Source organism: Pseudomonas sp. M20 (assembly GCF_045037865.1).
In the GTDB taxonomy this organism is placed as follows: Bacteria; Pseudomonadota; Gammaproteobacteria; order Pseudomonadales; family Pseudomonadaceae; genus Aquipseudomonas.
Genome location: NZ_CP173611.1, coordinates 722,047 through 741,953, shown reverse-complemented (window position 1 = coordinate 741,953; position 19,907 = coordinate 722,047). Strand labels below are relative to the sequence as shown.

Genomic DNA, 19,907 nt, shown 5'->3' with positions numbered 1-19,907 from the left:
CCTACAGTGGAATCACGCAATCCCCTGTAGGAGCTGCCGAAGGCTGCGATCTTTTGCTTCTGCGTTACAGCAATCCCTCGCTTTCCGGTAATTCATACGCCATGGCTGCGTTACTCGCACTACCAGACTTGCCCGGCTTGCTCAAAGTCGGCTCTTTCTGCAGACACTCCACCAGATAGTCGATAAACACCCGCAACTTGGGAGGCAGATAGCGCGTCGGCGAATGCAGCAACCACAGTCCGCCATGGTAGGACGCCAGGAAAGTCCAGTCCGGCAGCACCTGCACAATCAACTTCTGCTCAAGTGCGTAACGGGCGGTGAAATACGGCAGGCTGCCGATGCCAATGTGCTGCAACACCGCGCCCAAGCGCACGCCCGTATGATTGGCGGCATAGCGACCACGCACCCCTACCGTCACCGCTTTGTTGCCTTTCTTGAATTTCCAGCGCGCATCGCTCGGAGTTTCCCCCAGATAAACACAGCTGTGATTGAGCAAATCATGGGGATGGGTCGGCGTGCCGTGTTCGGCCAGGTATTGCGGCGTGGCACAGAGCAGGTGGTCGATGGTCAGTAACTGCCGCCCAACCAGCCCGGCCGGGGGGCGATCGGTGATGCGAATCGCCAGATCGACATGGTCGTCGATCAAATCGACCTGACGATCTTCCAGCAGCAACTCGACATCGACCTTGGGGTAGCGCCGCAAAAATTCAGGCATATGCGGATGGATCACGAAGCGACCCACTGCTTTCGGCACGCTGACGCGCACCAGACCTTCCGCTTCATGGGTAAACTGACCACTGATTTCCATCACCGATTTGGCCGCGCTGACCATTTCCTGGCAGCGCTTGAACACCTCTTCGCCACCGTCACTCAAACGCAGCTTGCGCGTGGTGCGCTGCAACAACCGCGTGGCCAAGGCTTTTTCCAGCCGCGAAATACTGCGGCTCACCGCTGAGGGCGATGAGCCCAGTTGCCGAGCGGCTTCAGAGAAGCTGCCGGTCTCCACGACCTTGACGAAAATCGCCATTTCACCGAGCAGCGGTAGCGGCAGATTGATGCTCACAGCGCACAAGTCCTTTGATGTTTGAACGGATTATCACGTTATTGCACGATTCATATAATAAAAAAAGAAACTTTAATAAGGGCATGGAATATGACGCTTCGCCTCTTTTTCCATAGTGATGACCTCAAGGCCAATGTGGAAGTCCTCGACTGCACGCCCCAAGAGCACGAATTCGCCGTGGTATTGCGCGCCACACTGTTTCATCCGCAAGGCGGTGGCCAGCCGTGTGATACCGGCTGGATCGGCGAAAGCCAGGTAATGCGTGTGGTGCAGGAGCCAGAGCGGATCATTCATTTTGTTGACCGGCCGGTGGCGCTCGGCATGACCTGTATCCGCATCGACGAACAGCGCCGCCACTTCAACACGCGCATGCATTCAGCCGGTCACCTGATCGGGCATTTCGTTCAAGCACTGGGCTGGACGCCGATCAAGGCGCACCACTGGCCGGATGAAGGCCGAGTGCAATTCAAACCCGGCGATGCCGCGCAGGAAGTCGACGCAGAGACCGTTCAATACGGCATTGGCCAGTGGATCGAGCACGATCTGCCGCGCCTGACCTCACTGCGCGAAGGCGCGCGGGAAATCAGTTTTGGTGACCTGCCCGCCTATGGCTGCGGCGGCACCCATGTACGCAGCCTGAAGGATCTGGGCACAGTCACGATCGCGTCCCTTTCGCAGAAGAAGGGCACGCTGTCCGTCCACTACCACGTGGATTGAGCATTTCGGACGCTGCCTCACGCAACGTCCGACGCCGGGGAACCGCATTCGCAGGTTCCGTTGACTATCGATAGATGGACCTAAAAAAATGATGCTAGACGTCGAGCGTCTCGATGAGACGTGCATAAAAAAACTGGCCAACGAAGAAGTCCTCGCCATCCGCGTCAAAGGCTTTTTGCCTGAGCCACTGGCCATTCAGATTGGCGACAAGATTCTCGCTCCAGGCTTTGAGGGCTACATCAACGCACCGAGCATCGGCCGCATCGGCATGGCGTTTTACGAGGCAGAAAACCAGCCGCTGCTGATCGAGGACTACTTCGATCGCGCCACCAGCAACATCGCGGAACTGCGCAATCGCTGCGCGCCCTACCCCTCACCGATCGATACCTTGCGCTGCATGCTCGACGAATCCTGGCCGGCTGGCGCACACCTGGAAAACCTCTACGGCCGCAAAATGTATGTCGGCCTTTCGCGAGTGGTGAAACCAGGCGTGTGCTTCCTCGCCCACCACGACATCTTCGCCAAAGACGCCCCGGACAGTTTCCAGGCCCGCAGCCTGGAGGCGCAGTTCGCCTGCAACGTCTATCTGAACATGCCGACCGAGGGCGGCGCGCTGCAGATGTGGGACGACGACATCAGCCCGGATCAATTCGACGAAATGCGTGGTGACAGCTATGGCATCGAACCGGCGCTGCTCGGCCCTCCCGCCCTCGAAGTCCGGCCACAACCCGGCGATTTCATCATGTTCAATTCGCGGCGCATGCACTCGGTGACCCCGGGCGTGGCCGATCCGCGCTTGAGCCTTTCCTTTTTTGTCGGCTATCGCGGCAATGCTTCACCCCTGACGTACTGGAGCTGAGATGTATTCGAATTATCTGGGCGAGTTTCTGGCGCTGGCTACTATTCACTTTCTGGCCGTGGTTGCTCCCGGCCCGGACTTCGCGGTCACCATTCGCCAAAGCGTACGCTTCGGCCGACTGGTGGGAATCTGCACGGCGCTGGGGATCGGCGCAGGGATTTCCGTGCACGTGCTCTACACGCTGTTGGGTGTAGGGGCATTGATGCACACCACCCCGTGGTTGCTGACCGTGGCCAAAGTGGTTGGCGGTGCTTACATTCTGTATCTGGGTGTCAGCCTGCTGCGCAGCAAGCCAAAGTCAGCCATTGAAGGTGAGAAAACCAGCGAGGAACCGCTGGTTGAGCAAACCCTGTTCAAAGCGTTCAGCACCGGTTTTCTGACCAATGCGACCAACCCCAAGGCCACGCTGTTTTTCCTGGCCATTTTCACAACGATCATCAGCGCCGAAACACCTCTGCAAATCCAGGCGTTCTATGGTTTGTGGATGTGTTTTGTGAATGCGCTGTGGTTTGTCGTGGTCGCGCTGTTTTTCTCGAGCAGTCGGGTTCGAGTGCTGTTCATGCGCATGGGGCATTGGTTCGAACGCACCATGGGCGTGGTGCTGATTCTGTTTGCCGGGCGCTTGATGCTGTCTTGGTAAACAGACGGAAAACGCAAAAAGGCCCGTCGAATCGCTTCGACGGGCCTTTTTCTTCATGACCTGATGGCACAAACACAAATCACGCGCATACAAAAACGCCGCTCTGTTGAGCGGCGTTTTTGTGAATATGGAGCGGGAAACGAGACTCGAACTCGCGACCCCGACCTTGGCAAGGTCGTGCTCTACCAACTGAGCTATTCCCGCAATGGCGTCCCCTAGGGGACTCGAACCCCTGTTACCGCCGTGAAAGGGCGGTGTCCTAGGCCACTAGACGAAGGGGACACAGGCTACAACTTTCACTAATAAAAACGCCGCTCACTGAGCGGCGTCTTTAGAATTTGGAGCGGGAAACGAGACTCGAACTCGCGACCCCGACCTTGGCAAGGTCGTGCTCTACCAACTGAGCTATTCCCGCAAATGGCGTCCCCTAGGGGACTCGAACCCCTGTTACCGCCGTGAAAGGGCGGTGTCCTAGGCCACTAGACGAAGGGGACACGCTACCCGGAACACATGGTGTGTGTTTCGGTGTCCAGATCCGCATCCGAAGACTGGGTTCTGGTTTCACTCAGCACCGCCCGAAAGCAGAGCTGTTTAAAATTGGAGCGGGAAACGAGACTCGAACTCGCGACCCCGACCTTGGCAAGGTCGTGCTCTACCAACTGAGCTATTCCCGCATTGGCGTCCCCTAGGGGACTCGAACCCCTGTTACCGCCGTGAAAGGGCGGTGTCCTAGGCCACTAGACGAAGGGGACACACTACAACATTCACTCCCTGCCGCGCTTCGCTGTGTGCTTTACGCTGCAAGTGGCGCGCATTCTATGGATGGATTGAGAGGTCGTCAACCCCTTGATATAAATTTATTTAAATCAATGACTTCGACCTGCTTTACGGCGGCAATCAGGCTTTTCCGTCGCCCGACGATTGACGCCTATATTCTGCCACTCGCCAAGACGTTATAGTCCACCGCACAGTGATGGCAATCTGCACCCGCAGCGCCAGCATTCATATAAGCAGCGTGCGGCCGATACAGATTGAACCTGCCGATCCAACTCGTCGAGCGGCGCTAGGCGGCTAAATGCCCAGCCACTACACTCGCATGCGAACCCTATAAAGAGGTCTTACCGGTGACACCACTCATGATCACCCTGCTAGTCATAGCCGGGATCGCAATTCTGATCGCCATTGGCTATATGAACCATGTGGTGGAAAACAACAAACTGGAGAAGGCCCGCACCAAGGTCGAGCTTAACGACCGCCTGCGCCGCTGCGGCGAACTGACCGAGACCTTCCCGGGCCAGTTCATGACCCCGGCCCTCAAGCTGCTGCTGACCCGCCTGGAATTGAACGTCTGCCAGCGCCTGCTGAACCTGGAAAAAACCAGCGCCACCATAAAAGCGCGCATCACCGAACTAAGCGCCTTGGTCGCCCAAGGCGAATCGATCCCGGTCAACAACCCGCCGGCACCGATCCTGACCGAAGCCAAAGCCAAAGACGTGCGCTTCCTGCTTGAAGCCCTCCACGGCCAGATCACCCGCGCCGCCCACGACGGCTTCCTGCCGCCGAACGAAGCCAAGCACTGGATCCGCGAAGTCCGCCACATTCTGGTGTTGCTGCACATCGAATTCTTCAACAACCTCGGTCAACAGTCCCTGCAACAAAACCAGCCCGGCCAGGCCCGCCTCGCCTTCGAACGCGGCGTGCAATACCTGCGCAAACAGCAGGATCCGCAGATGTACGCAGAACAACTGCAATACCTGGAAAAACTGCTGGCCCGCGCCAACGCCCAGGTCATGGACAAGATTGCACCGGTTGAAGGTGAAGAGAACCAACTGACTGCCGGCCTAAAAGATGTAGAGGCCGATGCAGACTGGAAGAAGAAAGTGATCTACGACTGATCGCAGATGTAGAGAGAGAAGCCACCGAGAGGTGGCTTTTTTGTGGGTTCGCGGGAGTGAACACGATAGACACCCGATGGATGCGAGGCCGCTTTCGCGAGCAGGCTCGCTCCCACATGGTTTGAGTACATCCGGCAGAAATGGGGTCGGCTGTCAGGCAGCCTTCGCGAGCAGGCTCACTCCTACAATGGAGTTGAGTACATCTGACAGAGATTGGTCGGCTGTCAGGCCGCTTTCGCGAGCAAGCTCGCTCCCACATGGTTTGAGTATATCCGGCAGAGATGGGGTCGGCTGTCAGGCAGCCTTCGCGAGCAGGCTCGCTCCCACATGGTTTGAGTACATCCGGTAGAGATGGGGTCGGCTGTCAGGCAGCCTTCGCGAGCAGGCTCGCTCCCACATGGTTTGAGTACATCCGGTAGAGATGGGGTTGGCTGTCAGACCGCGATCGCGAGCAGGCTCACTCCTACAATGGAGTTGAGTACATCTGACAGGGATTGGTCGGCTGTCAGGCCGCCTTCGCGAGCAGGCTCGCTCCCACAGAAAAGCAAAAGCAAAACAGCGCCCACCTCGCACCGCGTCGCTTCTCACCACTCAACAGGATAAGCGTTAGCTCGGCTGCAGCTTTTGATCTGTAAGGCGACGTCGGAAGGCTGAGTGGAGGGATTGATCCGGGCGTGGGAGCGCAGCGACCGTTTGGCGCAGCCAAACACAGCGAGAGGAGGTGCAGCGAAGCAAACCGGAGGCGCTGCGCCCGGATCGATCCCGCAGCGAAGGAACCCCGAGCCCCAGCGAGCGGGCCGTACGTAGGAGCAAGCGTTTTTGGTTACTTTTGAGGCGTTTGTCAAAAGTGACCCGCCGTAAGGGCGGAACCGCCAGCCGCCCCCCCCCCAGCAACGGATATACCCCCAAAAACCCCAAGAGCCTGGCCGGCCCAAAGGCCGCCAACCCCAAAGCGTCAAAGCCGAAAATGCCCAACCATCCCGCGCAACTCACTCCCCAACTGCGCCAGCTCAACACTCGAAGCCGCATTCCCACGCATCGCGATCGACGACTGATCCGCACTCGCACGAATACTCGTCACACTGCGATTGATCTCCTCCGCGACCGAACTCTGCTCCTCGGCCGCCGCCGCAATCTGCTGATTCATCTGCTGAATCAACGACACCGCTACCGCAATACTCCCCAGCGCACTCTCGGTCTGCAAAGCATCACTCACCGCCAGCTTCACCAACTCGCCGCTGCTCTGAATCTGCTGCACCGACGCGTGCGCCGCCGAGCGCAACGCACTCACCAGCCGCTCAATTTCCTCAGTCGATTGCTGCGTACGCCGAGCCAGTGCACGCACCTCATCGGCCACCACCGCAAAGCCCCTGCCCTGCTCACCGGCCCGTGCTGCCTCGATCGCAGCATTCAGCGCCAATAGATTGGTCTGTTCAGCGACACTCTTGATCACCCCCAGCACCGTGCCGATATTCTGGATTTCAGCACTGAGGCTTTCGATGCTGGAACTGGCCGACGTCGCCGAATCAGCCAACTGCTCGATGCGCGCCATGCTCTGGCGCACCACTTGCTGACCACTCTCGACCTTGTCATCTGCCGTCTGCGCGGCCAACGCAGCCTCTTCGGCATTGCGCGCGACGTCATGCACGGTGGCGGTCATCTGGTTCATCGCCGTGGCGACCTGCTCGGTTTCCTCCTTCTGGCTACTGACCTCAAGGTTGGTCTGCTCGGTGACCGCCGACAACGATTGCGCCGAACTGGCCAATTGTTCGATCCCAGCCTGCAAGCCGCTGACAATCGTACTCAGCCCCGCCCCCATCTGTTGCATCGCCAGCATCAACTGACCGATCTCGTCACGACGGGTCACTTCCACGGTCGCACTCAAGTCGCCGGCGGCAATCTGTTGCGCGACTTGAATCACGCTGCGCAATGGCGCCACGATCAATCGGGTAATCAACCACGCCGCGAGCAAGCCGACCAACAGCGCCAGCGCCGATGAACCAATGATCAGCAGCGAGTTTTCCTTCAGTTCCGCCTGCATCGCGCCGTCTTCAGCGACATAAGCCTGATTCACCCGCTCGACCACTTGGTCGGCACGCTGGTGCAATTGCTCGTAGACGGTTTTTTCCTGCGCGAGCAATCCGGTGTATTCGGCCAGCTTGTCGTTGAAACCTGCAATATGCCCGGACACTTCATTGAGCACGGTGAGGTAACCCTCGTCCTTGACCGTGGTCTTCAGCTCTTCGGCCTGAGCCTGGGCCTGTGCGGCCTGTTCGATATTGCCCTTGCCGGCACTGTCGGCATCGCCCTTGCGGCTTTGATCCAAACGAATCCGTGCTTCGTTCATCGCTTGCAGCATCAAGCGCGAAACCTGGCTGACCTGACTGGCCTGCTCGATGAATTGCACCCCGTCCTTGCCCTCGGTGTCCTTCAAGGTATATGCACCGTCGTCGGCAAGCCCGGCTTGCAATACGTCGAGATTGTTGGCCACACTGGACACCGACCAACTGGCCATTTCCAGTGCCAGATCCTTGGCTTGAGTCAACGACACAAATTCATCGAACGCCTTGCGATAGGCTCCCAGCGACTGCTGCACATCATTCATGACCGGCCCATTCGCCGCCGACTGCGCCTTGAGCTGATCAGCCAGCGCAACCAGTTCGTCGACGCCCTTACGTAACGCATCGGCCGTCTTCGGATCGCCTCGCAAGGCATATTCCTGCTCGAGCAGACGCACCTTGAGCAGGCCACTGTTGAGCGAGGACATCTGTTTCAGCCCGTCGAAACGCTGACTGATGGTTTGCAGGGACCAGACGCCAATGGCCGCCACCAGCGCAGTCAAGAGCAAAACCAGCACAAACCCGATACCCAGTTTTTTCGCCATACCGAGGTTGGCAAAACGTCCTTGCATGGCCGAAATCATTGCGCGTAGTCCCCCTGCCATTGTCAGTAGAGCGAAGAGTCGCAACGGCCACTCACCCGCACAAGTCTCTGGCGTCGGAATAATGGCAAAAAGCTACGCCCGCGTCGTTTTCAGAACACTTGAGGTCGATCCGAACCGGTGTGGCGGAAAAACTGCCGAGCGCGTGGATCGCATGCATAGGCAACGTTGATGCGCAGCCAGTCGCCCGACTCACCACTGGGACTGAACGCGTCAGGCGCTGACAGCAACACGCCGCAGCGTTGAGCGTGTCGACGCACTCGAACCTGATCGGTCATGCGCGAGCGCGCCCAAATGAAAAGCCCACCCGCAGGTTTGCCGAACACCTCCCAATCCGCGTCCTCGAGCGCCTGCAGCGCGGCGGCGCGATCGGCATTCAAACGTTGGCGCTGACGCTGCACCAGTTTGCGGTAAGCGCCACTGCCCATCAGACTGGCCAGCACCGCTTCGGAAAACCTCGACACCCCCAAACCACTGATCATCTTGACCTGCGCCAGACGCCTGACGACTTCGCTGTCGGCGCAGACGAACCCGACCCGCAACGAGCTGCTCAGCGTCTTGGAAAAGCTGCCCACGTAAATGACGCGCCCCTCATGGTCCTGCGCCGCCAGTCGTGTGCCGTTGTCCGTATGCAAGTCCGCATAGACGTCGTCTTCAATCACGCGCAAATCGTAAGTCTTGCTCAGTTGCAGGATGCGTTGCGCAACGCTCGGCGACAGGCAAGTGCCGGTAGGATTGTGATGATGGCTGTTGATGAACAATGCGCCGGGGCGAAACTGTTGCAGCACAGCCTCCAGCGCTTCGATATCCGGCCCGTTCGGGGTACGACGCACCTCGAGCATGTGCACGCCATGCAGACGCAGTAGATCAAACAGCGGCGCGTAACCGGGCGTTTCGACCACCACGCAGTCTCCAGACTTGAACAATGTACGCACGATCAGATCCAGCGCATGGCTGGCACCGCAGGTACTCAGCAACTGCGCTTTGCGTGCCTCGATATTGAGCAGCTTCAGGCGCTTGACGATCTGCTCGCGCAACGCTGGAAGCCCAAAGGGTGTGCTGTAGTTGAACAGACTGGCCATATCGGTGCGCGCCACCTCGCGCAGCGCATAGCTGAGGTCGTCAGGCTCGCGCCAGCTTTGCGGCAGACCACCTGCACCCAGCTTCAAACCACCAGCCGTCTCGCACACTGCATCGCACCAGGCATACCGCCCTCCGAATAGCGCCAGTTCATCCTCTGCGCCCAGTGTCGACGGCGAGGCGGCGACAATGAACCCAGTGCCTTGGCATGTGCTTAGAACGCCCTGCGATACCAGCCGCTCACAGGCCTCGACCACACACGACTGGCTGAGCAGATTACCCCGGGCGATTTGCCTCACGGAGGGCAAACGAGTGGCCGGCGGTACGTCATTTTGCAGGATCCACTCCGTCAGTCCGTCAACAATCTGCTGCACGACCGGCACCATTGCCTGTCGATCAATTCTCAATTCCATGAGCAAGCAAACTCCTGTCCGTTTTGCTGGCGGCAGTAAATCACAGCCGCGCCGGACAGGCTGTGCGACAACGCCGCCAAAAGCGACCGTTCTAACCGTTTGATACACATTGTTTAAGGGGCTTCACGGAACTGACCGTGATCCACAAAAAAGCCCGCAACGAATGCGGGCTGTTCTGATTGCGCTTTGCTCAGAATGCGGTGACGCCGCCATCCACTGCCAGAGAGTGGCCTGTGGTGAAGGCGGCACCGTCGCTGCACAGGTACAACACGGCACTGGCAATTTCCTCGACCTTGCCGATGCGACCCACCGGGTGCATCGCGTTGGCGAATTCGCCTTTCTTCGGGTCAGCCTCATAAGCGCGGCGGAACATGTCGGTATCGATCACCGCCGGACACACAGCGTTGACGCGGATTTTCTTCTTCGCGTACTCAATGGCTGCCGATTTGGTCAAGCCAATCACCGCATGCTTCGACGCCGCGTAAATGCTCATCTTCGGCGCCGCGCCCAGCCCCGCCACCGAGGCAGTATTGACGATTGCCCCGCCCCCCTGCGCCAGCAACAAGGGCAGTTGATACTTCATGCACAGCCAGACGCCTTTGACGTTGACCCCCATGATCGCGTCGAACTCATCCATCGAGCCTTCAGCCAGTTTGCCTTTTTCGATTTCGATACCGGCATTATTGAAGGCGTAGTCCAGACGGCCGTAGGCATTGATCACCTCGTCCATCAGATTCTTCACTTCGCTTTCGACGGTCACGTTGCAACGCACGAAGGTCGCTTCGCCGCCAGCGGTACGAATCAGCGCGACGGTGCCCTCGCCCCCTGCTGCGTCCAGGTCGGCGACCACCACTTTCAGGCCTTCGGCGGCGAACGCCTGCGCGGTTGCACGGCCGATGCCGTTGGCCGCGCCAGTGACTACGGCAACCTGACCGGAAAACGTCATGCTCATTGTTATGTCCTCGAAGGGATAGCTGCAGGGAATTTGTAGCTTCGCAGCATAGTCATTGAGATCTGCCGCGCGTCAGCACTATCCAATGGCTGTTTATGCGCCCATGCATGGCAGTGATAAAACCGCGCTGGTGACTATCACTGCACTGGATCGGCGTGCATTCGCCGCGTCAGCCAACCTTGCGCCAATGCCGCCTAGGGTCTATCAACAAGGCTTCATTCCGTTCGAGTGCCTGCCATGACCAACCAGACCAATCGTCAGTTCCTGCTCGCCAAACGCCCGGTGGGTGCGGCCAACCGCGAGACCTTCACTTATCAGGAAGTACCGGTCGGAGAACCGGCGGCGGGCCAGATTCTGGTCAAGAACGAATACCTGTCCCTCGACCCGGCCATGCGTGGCTGGATGAACGAAGGCAAGTCCTACATCCCGCCGGTCGGTATCGGCGAAGTCATGCGTGCGCTGGGCGTGGGTAAAGTCATCGCGTCGAACAATCCGGGCTTCGCGGTCGGGGACTACGTCAACGGAGCCATTGGCGTGCAGGATTATTTCCTCGGTGAGCCAAGAGGTTTCTACAAGGTCGATCCGAAACTGGCACCGCTGCCGGTGTATTTGTCGGCACTGGGCATGACAGGCATGACCGCCTACTTCGCCCTGCTGGATGTCGGTGCACCGAAGGCCGGTGACACCGTGGTGTTGTCCGGCGCAGCCGGAGCGGTGGGCAGCATTGCCGGGCAGATCGCCAAGATCAAAGGTTGCCGTGTGGTCGGCATTGCCGGCGGCGCCGACAAGTGCAAATTCCTCATCGACGAATTGGGCTTTGACGGGGCCATCGACTACAAGTCCGAAGATGTCGTGGCAGGGCTTAAACGCGAATGTCCGAAAGGCGTGGACGTGTATTTCGACAACGTCGGCGGCGATATCCTCGATGCGGTGTTGAGCCGTTTGAACATGAAGGCGCGGGTGGTGATCTGCGGTGCGATCAGCCAGTACAACAACAAGGAAGCGGTCAAAGGCCCGGCCAACTACCTTTCGCTACTGGTCAATCGTGCGCGGATGGAAGGTTTTGTGGTGATGGATTACGCCGCGCAATACGCCAGCGCGGCGCAGGAAATGGCTGGCTGGATGGCCAAGGGGCAGCTCAAGAGCAAGGAAGATATCGTCGAAGGCCTGGAGACGTTCCCGGAGACGCTGATGAAATTGTTCAGCGGTGAGAACTTCGGCAAGTTGGTGTTGAAAGTTTAAGGCCACCACAAAACAAATGTAGGAGTGAGCCTGCTCGCGATAGCGGTGTGTCAGTCAACATTAACGTTGTTTGACACACCGCTATCGCGAGCAGGCTCACTCCTACAGGGTTTTGCAGTGTTTGCTTAGGCGATCTCGGCGACAACCGAAGCCAGCGCCTTGGCCGGATCCGCCGCCTGGCTGATCGGACGGCCGATCACCAGATAATCGGAACCGGCATCCAGCGCCTGACGCGGGGTCAGAATGCGGCGCTGATCGTCCTGCGCGCTGCCGGCCGGACGAATGCCCGGAGTCACCAGTTGCAGCGACGGATGTGCGGTTTTCAGTGCCGTGGCTTCCAGCGCCGAGCACACCAGACCGTCCATGCCAGCCTTCTCGGCCAGTGCCGCCAGACGCAGAACCTGCTCTTGCGGTTCGATATCCAGACCGATACCGGCGAGGTCTTCACGCTCCATGCTGGTCAGCACGGTCACGCCGATCAGCAGCGGTTGCGGGCCGCTGCGCTTGTCCAGCTCTTCCCGGCAAGCAGCCATCATGCGCAGGCCACCAGAGCAATGCACGTTGACCATCCACACGCCCATCTCGGCAGCAGCTTTCACGGCCATCGCTGTGGTGTTGGGAATGTCATGGAATTTCAGGTCGAGGAATACTTCAAAACCCTTGTCACGCAGGGTGCCAACGATTTCTGCGGCGCAACTGGTGAACAGTTCCTTGCCCACTTTGACCCGGCACAGTTTCGGGTCCAACTGGTCGGCCAGCTTCAGTGCGGCGTCACGGGTGGGAAAATCCAGGGCGACGATGATAGGAGTCTGGCAGGCGGACATGAATGGGCTCTCAGGCAGGTCGAAATCGGCGCGCATTGTAGCGGAACCGGCGGCGGCGCGGCACCCGATGATCGGTAAATCGTCGCGCCGACCGTGATCAGCATAGCGCTCGCCGCTATTGTGTCGACTCCGATACACAACCGACATGCCAGCAACAAGCACCCGCGCTAGCCTCGCCAGCCGCAACACGTCCTTACATCAGCACTTCCCGCTTCACGGCCGGACGCCTATGCTGAAACCACAACCTCGCAGCCCATCTTTTGTGGTTGGCGGCCTACTGGCAGATGAACAGCCTCATGCACAACACCCAAATGACCGCGACGGATGAGCCTAAAGACGACAAGCGCTGGAGCATTCGTGCGCTGATCGTCGACGATGATGTGCCGATCCGCGAGCTGATGATCGATTACCTCGCCCGTTTCAATATCCACGCCAGCGGCGTGACCGACGGTGCGGCAATGCGTCTGGCGATGCAGGCCGAACATTTCGACGTTGTCGTGCTGGACCTGATGCTGCCCGGCGAGGACGGCTTGTCGTTGTGCCGTTGGCTGCGCGCCGAATCGGACATCCCGATCCTGATGCTCACCGCCCGCTGTGAGCCGACCGACCGTATCATCGGCCTGGAACTGGGCGCCGATGACTACATGGCCAAGCCGTTTGAACCGCGCGAACTGGTCGCGCGCATACAGACCATTCTGCGTCGGGTGCGTGACGACCGTACCGAACAACGGGCGAACATCCGTTTCGACAACTGGCGCCTGAACAGCGTCCTGCGCCAGTTGATCGCCGACGATGGCTTGGTGGTGCCGCTGTCCAACGCCGAATTCCGCTTGCTGTGGGTGTTTATCGAACGTCCGCGCCGGGTGCTCAGCCGCGAACAATTGCTCGACGCGGCCCGGGGTCGCTCGATCGAAGCCTTCGACCGCAGCATCGATCTGCTGGTGTCGCGCCTGCGGCAGAAACTTGGTGACGATCCGAAAGCGCCACAGCTGATCAAAACCGTGCGCGGTGAGGGTTACCTGTTCGACGCACGAGACATCGGCTGATGCGGGCGCGCTTCGACACGCTGTTCGGGCGCCTGTTTGGTGTGCTGTTCGTGGCGATCGTCCTCGCGCACCTGCTGGCTTTCACCTGGTTCCGCCTCTACGGCCCGCCCCCGCCTCCGCCACCTCCGGAGTTCTCCCAGGGCGCCGACGGCCAACCGATGGCGCAGGACCCGCGCTACCCGCCACGGCCCCCGCGCCCATGGTTCGGTGGGCCGGTGGTGCCGCTGACCTTTCAGTTCATCACGCTGATGATCGCGGCGTGGTACGGCGCCAAACTGCTCAGTCGCCCGATCCAGCGCCTGAGCGATGCCGCCGAACGCCTCAGCGAAGACCTCGACAGCCCGCCGCTCGACGAGTCCGGCCCACGGGAAGCACGGCAAGCGGCGCACACCTTCAACCTGATGCAACGGCGCATTCGCGAACAGGTTCAACAGCGCGCGCGGATGCTCGGTGCCGTGTCCCACGACCTGCGCACACCGTTGTCACGCCTGAAACTGCGCCTGGAAAACATCAGCGATGAAAAGCTGCAAGGGCAGATGCGTCAGGATCTGGACGACATGATCGGCATGCTCGACGCCACCCTCACCTACCTGCACGAACAGCGCACCAGTGAAGCATTGCAGTTGATGGATGTGCAGGCGCTGGTCGAGTCACTGTGCGAAAACGCTCAGGACCAAGGCGCCGACGTGCAAGTCAGCGGCCATTGCGCACCGCTGCCGGTGCAGCCGATGGCGCTGCGTTCGTGCATCAACAACCTCATGGACAATGCCCTGCGTTATGCCGGTCAGGCACGCATCGAGTTGCAGGATCAGCGCGAGCAACTGCTGATCCGCGTGATCGACCACGGCCCGGGGATTGCCGAGGACAAGCGGGAAGCAGTGTTTGAGCCGTTTTATCGCCTGGAAGGTTCGCGCAATCGCAACTCCGGCGGCGTGGGTCTAGGCATGACCATTGCCCGAGAGGCGGCGCAGCGTCTGGGCGGACAGCTTAACCTCGAAGAAACCCCCGGCGGCGGCCTCACTGCCGTCATTCGCCTGCCCCGCCTCTGAGAACACCACCGCTCCCACAGGGTTCAGCGGTGTTCATTGCATCGTGTGTACCCACCGGTACAAACCCCACATACCCCCGACAACTTGCGCCCTGACGCTGCATAAGCCGGTACACCCACCGGTTTTCCAATCCAGGGAGTGAGTCCGATGATCGGTAGCGTCAGCAACTACACGAGCTATACCAGCACCAGCAGCACCTCCACGCAAAACGCGCGCAGCCAGCAACTGCAAAAAGAACTGTTTGCCAAACTCGACAGCAACGGCGACGGCGCAGTGGATCAGGACGAACTCGCCGCCAGCCTGACCCCACCCCCTCCGCCGCCACACATCAGCAGCGACGAACTGTTCAGCCAGCTCGATGCGGATGGCGATGGCAGCGTGTTCGCGACAGAACTCAGCAGCGCACTGCAAACCAGCGACAGCGCGACTTCAACCACCAGCACTGACACCAGTGCCGCGCTGCTCAAGGTTCTCGATAGCGACAGCAGCGGCGGTGTCAGCAGCGACGAGCTGAAAGCGGCTTTACAGGCAGGGCGAGAACGGCCGGATGAAGAACAGACCGCTTCGACCCAGAGCACCACTGAAGCGCTGAACCGCATGATTGCCAATTTGAGCAAGCAGTACTCGCTGGAGAAGACGGCGTCGGTGGGCAAGTATTTAAATGTGGCGACTTGAGTCGACACCATTATTTGCCGCGGAAAATCAACAGCCCCTCACCCTAGCCCTCTCCCTCTGGGAGAGGGCTAGGGTGAGGGGTTTGGGCGAGATACGCCGACGTGAAATACCGAGTTGAACGAAAATCTTGAAAAGACCACAAATCGGCTCCCTCTCCCTCGGGAGAGGGCTGGGGTGAGGGGCAGCAACAACGCAAATCAAAAGCCGCCCCCCCCCCCCCCCCCCCCGCTCTTCACCACTCAATAGGCCGAGTGTCAGCTCGCCTGCTCTTGATCTTGATCTTGATCCACGGGCGACGTCGGAAGGCTGAGTGGAGGGATTGATCCGGGCGTGGGAGCGCAGCGACCGTTTGGCGCAGCCAAACACAGCGAGAGGAGGTGCAGCGAAGCAAACCGTAGGCGCTGCGCCCGGATCGATCCCGAAGCGAAGGAACCCCGAGCCCCAGCGAGCGAGCCGCACGCAGGAGCAAGCCCTTTTGGTTACTTTTGGGGCGTTTGCCAAAAGTGACCCGCCGTAAGGGCGGAACCCTAAGCCGCCGTTACCGCAGCAACGGATATTCACCCAACCCCAAACCCAAACCTGCTACCGCCGTTCCTCAACCCGCCCCTGACTCTTGCTCCAATCCGTCAGCAAACTATAAGCCACCGCCAACAGCGTAGGCCCGATAAACAACCCGATAAACCCAAACGCAATCAACCCGCCAAACACCCCAAGCAACACAATCACCAACGGCAAATTCCCGCCGCGACTGATCAGATACGGCTTGAGCACGTTATCCACGCCACTGATGACAAATGTCCCCCAGATCCCGAGAAACACCGCCATCCCGTACTCACCCTTCCACGCCAGCCAGGCCGTCGCCGGCACCCACACCAACGGCGGCCCCATCGGAATCAGACTCAACAGAAAGGTCACGATCCCGAGCACCAACGCCCCCGGCACCCCGGCAATCAAAAACCCGATCAACGCCAGAACCGCCTGCGCCGCCGCCGTCCCGATCACCCCGTTGACCACCCGCTGCACCGTCCCCGCCACCAACTCGATGTAATACCCGGCACGATCACCAATCAAGCGCTCCAGCAGACTGTGCACAAATGCCGCCAGTCGCGGACCGTCACGATAGAAAAAGAACACAAAGACAATGCTCAGAGTCAGCTCGAGAATCCCGCCGCCAATCTGCGCACTGCGCGCCAGCAGCCAGTTACCGACCTGCCCCAGATAAGGTTTGATCGACACCATCAGTGCGGCGCCCTGCTGATCGATGCTGTTCCACAGCCCGACCAGTCGCTCGCCCACGAACGGCACAGTCACCAGCCACACCGGTGCCTCCGGCAGACCGTCGACCTGCACATCCTTGATGAACGCTGTGGCATCACGCACATGATCCCCCACGTTGAACCCCAACCAGACCAGCGGCGCGGCCACCAGCAACATCCAGCCCAGCGTCAGAATCGCCGCAGCCAGCGATTCACGACCATTTAGCCAGCGGGTCAACAGGCGCATCAGCGGCCAGCTGGCAAACGCCAGCACCGCGCCCCAGAACAGCGCCGACCAGAACGGCGCCATCACCCACAGACTGGCGCCAAATAACACCAGCAACAGGATCTGCACCAGCAGGCGATCGTTATTGAGCATTTAAGGTCTCGAAAAAGTCAGTCAGGCAAAGAGTAGGCGAACACGCCGCGCGTGCTCGCCCGAAACAGCTTAACGCAACAGATCGATGCGCAGGCCAGAGCCTTCGACACTGCCGGTTTCCATGCGTGCCGCCCGCACGCCCTGATTGATCAGCGCCTGACGCCAGGCTTCGGCCTTGGGCCCTGACACCGTCACGCGCAACGTCGTGTCGAGGTTAAGTCCACGGGAAATCAGCCGAAGCCAGGTGTCATCCGGCTCATTCACGCGATCCGGAAAATCCAGCTCACCGGTGCTTTTCAGTTGACGCAACAGGGTCGCCGAGGTCGGCAGCAGCTCACCCAGCGGTGCTACCGCCTCGAACTGTTCGACATGCAGATAGGCTTTGCGATTGCCGCGGGTGATGCTGTAAAGCGCCACCAGCGTGTTGTCACGCGGTGCCGCCAGCCTCAACAGCAGATAGGCCTGTTGCTCGTCGGCGCCATACAGTTTGGCGTTACCGAACACCTCATTGGCCCACAGACTGCTTTCGCCGCAATCACGCGCCTGACACCAGAACAGCAATTCGGCGTCCTGCTTTTGCAAGGCTTCGCGGGCGGCGGTGAAGGCTTCGGTGGCGGAATGTTCGGGCGGTAGCTCGTAAGTGACAGAGGTCGTCTGGCCACGTGCGGTGACCTGACCGTCGAAACGCAGCTGGCCACTGATCTTGCGGATCGAGCCCAGCGGATAGATCCGCTCCAGTTCAACCGGAGGGCGATAGTCGACGATCTGTGCATCGGCCAGACGCGGCACGATCTGCAGATCCTGACTGCCCGGCACATCGGCGGCGAACGAAACGGTACTGAAACAGCACAGTGCCAACAGACTGAGTGACCGCATAGTCAGGCTCATCGGATCGGCATGACTGGGTAATTCGAGGTCGCAGCGGTGTAGAAATCCATCGTGGTTGTCTCCCATTTCAACCCGACCAGCCTCGACAGTTGCCCGCAGCAAGTCAAGGAATGGCGAAGAACCGATTGAAACAGTCTGCGACAAGGTTCGCTCCGGCCTCGTCATTCAGGTGCAAATGGTGCCCGCCCGCCAACTGTTCCCGGCTAAAGGGTAGACGCTCCAGCAACTCGGGATGTTTGGCCAGCATGCCGTCCGCCGCGACCACTAAATGCGCCGGGCAACTGACCCGCAGCGCGAAAGCCATCGCCTGTTCCTGGGTCAGGCGCAGCGGCGATGGCAGGGTCAAGCGATTGTCGGTGCGCCAGGTGTAACCGCCCGGCACCGGCATCAATCCGCGCTGAGCCAGCAGTTCAGCCGCCTCACGACTGACTGCGACCAGACCTTTCATGCGCGCTTCAATGGCGCGGTCGAGGGTGTTGTAGACCGGTTTGCGTTTCTCGCGCAGATCCAGTTGCGCTTGCAGAGCCATGCCCATACGTTCAGCGGCGTTTTCGCCTTTGTCTGTAGGAGGAATCACGCCGTCGATCAGCGCCAGATGGCTGATGCGTTCCGGTAACGAACCCGCCAACACCATCGAGACAATGGCGCCCATCGAATGCCCGAGCAGGCCGAACCGCTTCCAGCCCAATTGCTCGGCGACTTGCAGCACGTCATGGGCGTAGTCCCACAGTGCATACCCGGCGCCGTTTGGTCGATGCCCTGAATGCCCGTGCCCGGCCATGTCCAAAGCAATGATGCGCAAGCCTTTGAGCTTTGGCGCCAAACGGGCAAAGCTGTTGGCGTTATCCAGCCAGCCGTGCAGGGCGATTACCGGCACACCGTCCTCGGGCCCGAACAAATGCGCGGCCAGTTCGATATGCGGCAGGCTCAGGCGCACTTCTTCGAAAGTCGGGCTCATGCGCAATCCTTGTCCTGACGGTTTTGCCAACGGATAAACAGATTCTTCAACAACCGTGCGGTGTCCTGCGGGCGCTCAAGCGGGAACATGTGCCCGCCGGGCATGCTCAATGCCTCACCCTGGGCCAGACGCGAAACGAAACGGGTGTGATGACGCATGACCACACGACTCGTATGCCCGCGCACCACCGCCAGCGGCACTTGCAATTGACCGGTGCGGCCAGGGCTGGTGTGCGGCACGCCGCGATAGATACTGATCTCGGTGGCCGGATCGAAACGCAGCCGCAGTTTGTCGCCGACCCGATGCAAACCGTGTTGCAGGTAGGCGTCGAAGCATTCCGGATCGAAACCGCGAAACAGTGTTTTGCCAGCAAAGTAGCTGCGCGCACTGTCGAGATCGGCGAATTCTTCACGCCGGCCGAGGGTGCGGCCGGCCGGGGTCAGCTTGTCGATAAAACCAAAACGCTTGGCGGCACGGATCACCCACTGATCGGTGCGGGTCAGCACGGGCGAATCAAGCATCACCACGCCGCGATACAGCTCCGGGCAACGCAAAGCTGCATGCAGGTGCAGCACGCCGCCGAAAGAATGGCCGACGCCCCACACCGGTTGATCCTGCTGCTGCAAATGGTGGATCAGCTCATCAACCAGGTTGTACCAGTTGTCGTCCGCCGGAAAACGCGGGTCATGGGCATGCTGCTCCAGATGCGCAACCCGGTACTCGGGCGCCAGCGCCGCGAACAACTTGCCATAGGTACCCGAAGGGAAGCCGTTGGCGTGGGCGAAAAAGATCGGTTGCGACATGCTGGCAAATCCATGAGCGGGAAACGTGGCGTTGATTGTCCGTAAGACCGCGCCTTACAGCAATGACCGTAACTGCCAGGAATGATGACAGTCTGGTCAGCGTGATGGTGTGTCAGGGAGATCGCGTCCCCCTCACCCCAGCTCTCTCCTCCAAGGGGGCGAGGGGGAAGGGAGCAGATTTGCATGAGTTTCAAAACCTGAGTTCGGCTCGATAACTCAGGTCGGCG

Annotated in this window: 18 protein-coding genes, 6 tRNA genes and 1 pseudogene; 9 read left to right on the top strand and 16 right to left on the bottom strand. The window is 59.8% G+C overall.

What is annotated here, in order from left to right; genetic code table 11:
- Positions 1 to 64: 64 nt before the first annotated feature.
- Entirely contained in the window at positions 65 to 1,063 is a 999-nt protein-coding gene (locus tag ACI514_RS03325; RefSeq protein ID WP_160059029.1) for a LysR family transcriptional regulator, read from the bottom strand.
- Between the two features lie 90 nt (positions 1,064 to 1,153).
- Here ACI514_RS03325 and ACI514_RS03320 point away from each other — a divergent pair, with 90 nt between their 5' ends.
- The 3 genes from ACI514_RS03320 (at position 1,154) to ACI514_RS03310 (ending at position 3,279) form a co-directional block, all read left to right on the top strand.
- Positions 1,154 to 1,780, top strand: a complete 627-nt coding sequence (locus tag ACI514_RS03320; protein ID WP_160059030.1) for an alanyl-tRNA editing protein — start codon at positions 1,154 to 1,156, stop codon at positions 1,778 to 1,780.
- Positions 1,781 to 1,868: 88 nt separating this feature from the next.
- Complete coding sequence (locus ACI514_RS03315; RefSeq protein WP_160059031.1) at positions 1,869 to 2,639, top strand: 2OG-Fe(II) oxygenase; 771 nt, start codon at positions 1,869 to 1,871, stop codon at positions 2,637 to 2,639.
- A gap of 1 nt (position 2,640) precedes the next feature.
- Complete coding sequence (locus ACI514_RS03310) at positions 2,641 to 3,279, top strand: LysE family translocator (RefSeq protein ID WP_160059032.1); 639 nt, start codon at positions 2,641 to 2,643, stop codon at positions 3,277 to 3,279.
- Between the two features lie 128 nt (positions 3,280 to 3,407).
- Here the strand turns inward: ACI514_RS03310 and ACI514_RS03305 are convergent.
- The 6 genes from ACI514_RS03305 to ACI514_RS03280 form a co-directional block, all read right to left on the bottom strand.
- Positions 3,408 to 3,483: transfer RNA gene (locus ACI514_RS03305), tRNA-Gly, on the bottom strand.
- A gap of 2 nt (positions 3,484 to 3,485) precedes the next feature.
- Positions 3,486 to 3,561 (bottom strand) — tRNA-Glu (locus tag ACI514_RS03300).
- A 57-nt stretch (positions 3,562 to 3,618) separates the two neighbouring features.
- Positions 3,619 to 3,694: transfer RNA gene (locus ACI514_RS03295), tRNA-Gly, on the bottom strand.
- A gap of 3 nt (positions 3,695 to 3,697) precedes the next feature.
- A tRNA-Glu gene (locus tag ACI514_RS03290) sits at positions 3,698 to 3,773 on the bottom strand.
- Between the two features lie 104 nt (positions 3,774 to 3,877).
- Positions 3,878 to 3,953, bottom strand: a tRNA-Gly gene (locus ACI514_RS03285).
- 2 nt (positions 3,954 to 3,955) lie between these two features.
- Positions 3,956 to 4,031, bottom strand: a tRNA-Glu gene (locus ACI514_RS03280).
- Between the two features lie 384 nt (positions 4,032 to 4,415).
- On the opposite strand from ACI514_RS03280, the gene ACI514_RS03275 reads away from it, so the two are divergent.
- Entirely contained in the window at positions 4,416 to 5,174 is a 759-nt protein-coding gene (locus ACI514_RS03275) for a hypothetical protein (protein WP_174244474.1), read from the top strand.
- 955 nt (positions 5,175 to 6,129) lie between these two features.
- On the opposite strand, the gene ACI514_RS03270 is transcribed toward ACI514_RS03275, so the two are convergent.
- From ACI514_RS03270 to ACI514_RS03255, 4 genes and pseudogenes are all read right to left on the bottom strand, one after another.
- Positions 6,130 to 6,993 carry a methyl-accepting chemotaxis protein gene (locus ACI514_RS03270; RefSeq protein ID WP_405124193.1) on the bottom strand — a complete coding sequence of 288 codons (864 nt, stop codon included), beginning with the start codon at positions 6,991 to 6,993 and terminating at the stop codon, positions 6,130 to 6,132.
- A pseudogene (locus ACI514_RS03265) lies at positions 6,991 to 7,215 on the bottom strand (HAMP domain-containing protein); the annotation flags it as partial. The gene ACI514_RS03270 and the pseudogene ACI514_RS03265, both read right to left, overlap by 3 nt.
- Before the next feature lie 992 nt (positions 7,216 to 8,207).
- Complete coding sequence (locus ACI514_RS03260) at positions 8,208 to 9,608, bottom strand: PLP-dependent aminotransferase family protein (RefSeq protein ID WP_160059035.1); 1,401 nt, start codon at positions 9,606 to 9,608, stop codon at positions 8,208 to 8,210.
- 190 nt (positions 9,609 to 9,798) lie between these two features.
- Positions 9,799 to 10,560, bottom strand: coding sequence for an SDR family oxidoreductase (locus ACI514_RS03255; protein WP_160059036.1), 762 nt, complete (start codon positions 10,558 to 10,560; stop codon positions 9,799 to 9,801).
- Positions 10,561 to 10,645: 85 nt separating this feature from the next.
- Here ACI514_RS03255 and ACI514_RS03250 point away from each other — a divergent pair, with 85 nt between their 5' ends.
- Positions 10,646 to 10,801, top strand: coding sequence for a hypothetical protein (locus ACI514_RS03250; protein WP_160059037.1), 156 nt, complete (start codon positions 10,646 to 10,648; stop codon positions 10,799 to 10,801).
- The gene (locus tag ACI514_RS03245; protein ID WP_122604964.1) at positions 10,798 to 11,802 is read left to right on the top strand and encodes an NADP-dependent oxidoreductase; all 1,005 of its coding nucleotides are present in this window, start codon (positions 10,798 to 10,800) and stop codon (positions 11,800 to 11,802) included. The genes ACI514_RS03250 and ACI514_RS03245 overlap by 4 nt, the downstream gene beginning before the upstream one ends.
- A gap of 125 nt (positions 11,803 to 11,927) precedes the next feature.
- Here ACI514_RS03245 and pyrF read toward each other — a convergent pair whose 3' ends face one another.
- Positions 11,928 to 12,626, bottom strand: a complete 699-nt coding sequence (pyrF, locus tag ACI514_RS03240; RefSeq protein WP_185036818.1) for an orotidine-5'-phosphate decarboxylase — start codon at positions 12,624 to 12,626, stop codon at positions 11,928 to 11,930.
- 284 nt (positions 12,627 to 12,910) lie between these two features.
- On the opposite strand from pyrF, the gene ACI514_RS03235 reads away from it, so the two are divergent.
- From ACI514_RS03235 to ACI514_RS03225, 3 genes are all read left to right on the top strand, one after another.
- Complete coding sequence (locus ACI514_RS03235; protein WP_160059040.1) at positions 12,911 to 13,672, top strand: response regulator; 762 nt, start codon at positions 12,911 to 12,913, stop codon at positions 13,670 to 13,672.
- A complete protein-coding gene (locus ACI514_RS03230; protein ID WP_160059041.1) occupies positions 13,672 to 14,721 on the top strand; it encodes a HAMP domain-containing sensor histidine kinase in 1,050 nt (349 codons plus the stop codon). The genes ACI514_RS03235 and ACI514_RS03230 overlap by 1 nt, the downstream gene beginning before the upstream one ends.
- Before the next feature lie 147 nt (positions 14,722 to 14,868).
- Complete coding sequence (locus ACI514_RS03225) at positions 14,869 to 15,396, top strand: calcium-binding protein (RefSeq protein ID WP_405123080.1); 528 nt, start codon at positions 14,869 to 14,871, stop codon at positions 15,394 to 15,396.
- 582 nt (positions 15,397 to 15,978) lie between these two features.
- On the opposite strand, the gene ACI514_RS03220 is transcribed toward ACI514_RS03225, so the two are convergent.
- The 4 genes from ACI514_RS03220 to ACI514_RS03205 form a co-directional block, all read right to left on the bottom strand.
- Positions 15,979 to 17,031 (bottom strand): AI-2E family transporter, encoded by a 1,053-nt coding sequence (locus ACI514_RS03220; protein ID WP_405123079.1) that lies wholly within the window; start codon positions 17,029 to 17,031, stop codon positions 15,979 to 15,981.
- Positions 17,032 to 17,100: 69 nt separating this feature from the next.
- Positions 17,101 to 17,907 (bottom strand): DUF4892 domain-containing protein, encoded by an 807-nt coding sequence (locus ACI514_RS03215; protein ID WP_034155824.1) that lies wholly within the window; start codon positions 17,905 to 17,907, stop codon positions 17,101 to 17,103.
- Between the two features lie 115 nt (positions 17,908 to 18,022).
- On the bottom strand, positions 18,023 to 18,877 hold the full coding sequence (locus ACI514_RS03210; protein ID WP_160059045.1) for an alpha/beta hydrolase: 855 nt from the start codon (positions 18,875 to 18,877) through the stop codon (positions 18,023 to 18,025).
- Positions 18,874 to 19,680 (bottom strand): alpha/beta fold hydrolase, encoded by an 807-nt coding sequence (locus ACI514_RS03205; RefSeq protein ID WP_405123078.1) that lies wholly within the window; start codon positions 19,678 to 19,680, stop codon positions 18,874 to 18,876. The genes ACI514_RS03210 and ACI514_RS03205 overlap by 4 nt, the downstream gene beginning before the upstream one ends.
- Between the last annotated feature and the right edge of the window lie 227 nt (positions 19,681 to 19,907).